Origin of the sequence: Mesorhizobium sp. M4A.F.Ca.ET.050.02.1.1, from assembly GCF_003997725.1 — a bacterium.
GTDB lineage: Bacteria > Pseudomonadota > Alphaproteobacteria > Rhizobiales > Rhizobiaceae > Mesorhizobium.
In genome coordinates this window covers 1-3,838 of record NZ_RZSG01000585.1, presented here as the reverse complement: position 1 = coordinate 3,838, position 3,838 = coordinate 1, and the positions used below count along the sequence as shown (strand labels likewise).

5 protein-coding genes are annotated in these 3,838 nt (G+C 57.3%); 1 reads left to right on the top strand and 4 read right to left on the bottom strand.

What is annotated here, in order from left to right; translation table 11 throughout:
- Positions 1-94: 94 nt before the first annotated feature.
- From EOA33_RS27350 to EOA33_RS27335, 4 genes are read right to left on the bottom strand one after another with little or no spacing between them, the layout of a single operon-like run.
- Positions 95-742, bottom strand: a complete 648-nt coding sequence (locus EOA33_RS27350) for a hypothetical protein (protein ID WP_127407062.1) — start codon at positions 740-742, stop codon at positions 95-97.
- On the bottom strand, positions 742-1,902 hold the full coding sequence (locus EOA33_RS27345; protein WP_127407061.1) for a toll/interleukin-1 receptor domain-containing protein: 1,161 nt from the start codon (positions 1,900-1,902) through the stop codon (positions 742-744). The genes EOA33_RS27350 and EOA33_RS27345 overlap by 1 nt, the downstream gene beginning before the upstream one ends.
- On the bottom strand, positions 1,899-2,495 hold the full coding sequence (locus EOA33_RS27340; protein WP_127407060.1) for a TIR domain-containing protein: 597 nt from the start codon (positions 2,493-2,495) through the stop codon (positions 1,899-1,901). Before EOA33_RS27340 ends, EOA33_RS27345 begins: the two co-directional genes overlap by 4 nt.
- A 15-nt stretch (positions 2,496-2,510) precedes the next feature.
- Positions 2,511-3,098 carry a toll/interleukin-1 receptor domain-containing protein gene (locus EOA33_RS27335; RefSeq protein ID WP_210212613.1) on the bottom strand — a complete coding sequence of 196 codons (588 nt, stop codon included), beginning with the start codon at positions 3,096-3,098 and terminating at the stop codon, positions 2,511-2,513.
- 401 nt (positions 3,099-3,499) lie between these two features.
- Here EOA33_RS27335 and EOA33_RS27330 point away from each other — a divergent pair.
- Positions 3,500-3,838: TIR domain-containing protein (locus tag EOA33_RS27330; RefSeq protein ID WP_190234385.1), on the top strand; the 339-nt coding region annotated here is incomplete at its 3' end.

The window sequence follows — 3,838 nt, the reverse complement described above, 5'->3', positions numbered from 1 at the left end:
TCGTCGCGCATCATCGGACCGTCGTGGTCCCGTCGATAGCCGGCGAGCGTTTCGTACCAGCTCCTTCGCGGAGCTCCGGGTCCGACCGAACCTCCTAGTGCTCAGGCCGCCATCGTTCCTCGACGGCGACTGGCTGATCTCCAGGAACTCTGAAGCGCTCCTCCTTCACGGAAATGTCGAGGTGCTCGTGAAATAGCGCCACGTAATCGCGTTGGTCCCGGAAGTCGGGCGGCACCTCGCCTAGCTTGGCGGCTACCTCAAGCGACGCTCCTCCGGTAGAGGTCACCGGGATGACTTTCGCGCGCGGCTGAAGTCGCCTGAACATCTCGTATTCGGCGATGATCCCGCCCATGCCGCCGATGAAGACTGCTGCCTTGAACTCGTGCTCATTAAACATGCGCTGCCGCATGAGTTTCAAACTCGCCTCACGGTCATTGTTGAGCCGCTCCGTGAAAACAACGTTGCGGAAGCGCTCATTGTCTTCGGGGAACTCGTCCTTGAAGAACTCGGACTGATAAAGCGTCACCCACTCCGCGTAGTCGATGTTCATGCCTTCGCACATGACGAAGATCATCGGAGTGATGGCCGGATGACCGCCCCAGATAATGCGCCTGCGCCCCAGGGCCACGTAGGCGAGCGCGGACACTGCAGCGGTAATGGCAACGGTATCCGCCGTCGCCGCGAATTCCGGGCCACGCCTCGGATCGGGAACGCCCGCCGATAAGAAGATCGATTCAGCCATTAATCGTCCATCCCTGCCAAGGCCCATCCCGCCTCGGACACTCGGATAGTCTTCACTGCTTTAATCTGCTCGTCCAGCCACGCCAGATGGGCGATCCAACTATCGCGAATTCCGATGTGATCGTAGACGAGCACAGGTATTTCGCCCTGCTCGGCTTTCTTTGCCTTCGTCGCGACGTCGTTCAAGGTCTCGGCCGATGGGATACCGACGATCGGATAAGCCCAGATAAGGCGCTCGTTGAGCAGCCGAACGGCAATTGCCCGGTGGGCACCCACAGCCTCGACTGCAGCGCCGATTTTCTCGACATCCGCCCTGAGTTTGCCGGTGATCGACATGTACCGAGCGGCAATGCTCATGCTTCGGAGCCGCTCGACGCGCAGCACTATCGAATCTACCGTTGCATCGACGATTGGGCCATCAGGACCGAGTAGTTCTTCAGGATCCAAATATACAGTCTCAGCCATATCCATCAGACGGCTCGGCGTGTGCTCCGGCCAGATGACACGAATGACTTGTATCTCCTTCGCCCGAGCACGACCGATTTCCTGGCGCGTCCACCTGCTCGCGAAGTAACTGGGAGTATCAAGCATGACGATAACGTCGGAGTCGACCAGCCGATGCCACAGGACATCCTGGAACGGTTCGCCGGGACGTATGTCATGTGTGTCGAGGAAGACGTCAAAGCCTCGAGAGTTAAGGACGTCGTGAAGCTGCAACGCCGCTGCGCGAGACTCCGTTCGTCTGTAGCTGACAAAGACCCGGCGTTGCGCGCGCAGAAGGCCCACGCATTCCAATGCTGCTGCCGAAAGCTCCGTCAGAGCCGGATCGTCAGACCGGCGTCTCAGCCCGTTCGCGAATTGCAGCGAGGGTGGGATCGCAGCGCCAAAATCGCCCAAGTGATCGACCGTGGGGATGATTGGCAAGCTTGCGGTTTTGAGTTCGTTTGCGATGTCGACATCGAGTTCCTTGTCACCACCGAAATAAACGGCTGCAAAGGCGTTTCGCGGATCTCGCTTCCGAACGGACTGGCCGTCATGAAGCAGGACTTCCGTCCCGACCGACAAACCGAAATCGGCGATCATTTCTCCGATCGTGGCCGCGAGCACGGCGCGTTCTTTCCCGGTCGGCGATCCCAGTATCGCTAGTTCGTAGAGGCTCATCGACCCGCAAGCCCCGCAGCGGTTTCAATCCATCCGCCTATGTTGTGATGTCCGCGTTGCTGCACGTAGTCGTATGCCATACAGTGCTTCGAGATCTGGACGACGCCCCCCTTGGGAGCAGCGAACCACAGGTCACTCTCTGGGATGGCGCGGGTATAGTCGGCATAAGACACCCACTTCCCACTTTTCCACTCGGCGAGATAGATGGAACCGTCGCTCCTGTAGACACCCATCTGTGCGAGCGGATCGTACCCCTTGGTAGAAGTGTATCCGTGCCGGTCCTTGACATCATGGATATGGACCGTCAGCAAACCGTTGCCTTTGATGATGCTGCGCGCGATCTCGTAGCGCACCCAGCGCCTCCGCCAGGTGTCCGTTCCAGTGAGGACGCAAGTCACTGACGTATTCTCGAGTCCTTTGCGGAGAAAGGCTTTCAGCGTGTCGTCGTTGTCGCGTTTGGAAGCTTCGAACACGCTGTTGTCGAAAAACCCGACGTCGATATGGTCAGGCTTCGCCACCCATGAATTGCGAACATTCCACGCACGCCAGACATCGGATGAATAGTGGAAGGAAAAGAACGTTCTACGCGCCACTGGCTATTTTCCTGCTCAGAGCATCTGATTGCCGTAAAGGCGGATCCCTTTCCCCGCCGCGTCGAAGCTCCCAATCCCGCCAGGCGAGGCCTTATCGAGATGTCGGTAGAGCTCCAGATACTCGCTGCCATGCGTGACGCCACGGCTGTCGCGTGTGGGGATGACAAGGATCCGATCCAGGCTTTTGACCCCGTCCGCATATCCGACTTCCCAAGGACACCAGCGGCTTCCCATGGAATTCTGGGTCGCAAGGAAGAAGAACATCTCGAGGTCACGAATCTTCGCTTGGATCTTTTCCGCGGTCCGACGATCGGGCCGGTCCGGCATCGTCGCGTCCTCCCAGTCGATGTAGACCTCCCATCCATTTCTGTGGAGGTAGCCCTGCAGTCCCTTGGCGATTTCGGCATCGAGGTGGCTGTGGCACAAAAACGCCGTACGCTTGTTCTGCGCCCTCCCCTCGCTCGCCGATTTCCTTACTGTTGAGTAACTCGCTGAGCTACGGATGTCGCTTTGGTCAATGGCCATGTAATTCCCCTCACCCGAACAATGCTTCTTGCCTGATTCGCAACCCTTGAGCGAGCTTTCCATCTCGACGATTTTCACAAGCCACTTAGGGCCCACCCAACGCTATTTCCTATGCTCTATTTCCACTCCTCGTGGTGTTGGACTTAGAAGTTCTGCCGCTTTTGCCTAGCGAAAGTTGGCGGTCTGACGTAAATCGCCTCAAGCGCGATGGTGGAAGAACATTGCCGATATCCAGGCCCACCCTCGTCGCGGTCCGGACGCGCCGAATCTCAAGAAATTGGGTGAATGACACGCTGGCATACGAACCGACCATCCAGCACCTGTATTCCGTTGGTGCGACCAGTCACGCCACCGCCGAATTAGTCGACCACCATGAGGGCGTCTAGAGAGGCATAGTCTCGCTCGATGCGCTGAAGGCGCTGCGCAACTCGCGTGAGAATCTCAATGAACTAACCGACCCAGCCCTGAAACTCGCTACTGTGGCCCGGAAAACAAGGGTTTTCATTAGCCACCATCATGCCAACGACCAGTGGGCCAAGAACCAACTACAGCAATGGGCCGATGAATATGACCTATTCATCGACGTATCTGTCGACACGAACGATGTAAAAGACACGCTTCCAACTGACAGCATTCGCAGGATCATCCGAGATGATTATCTCAGGGACTCAAGCGTTACCATCGTCCTGGTCGGCACACACACTAAGGGAAGAAAGCACGTCGATTGGGAAATCTACTCCAGTATGTACAATGGAACGGCCAACAAGCAGTCTGGTATTCTAGTTGTCCAGCTTCCGTCTACATGCCCAACATATTGG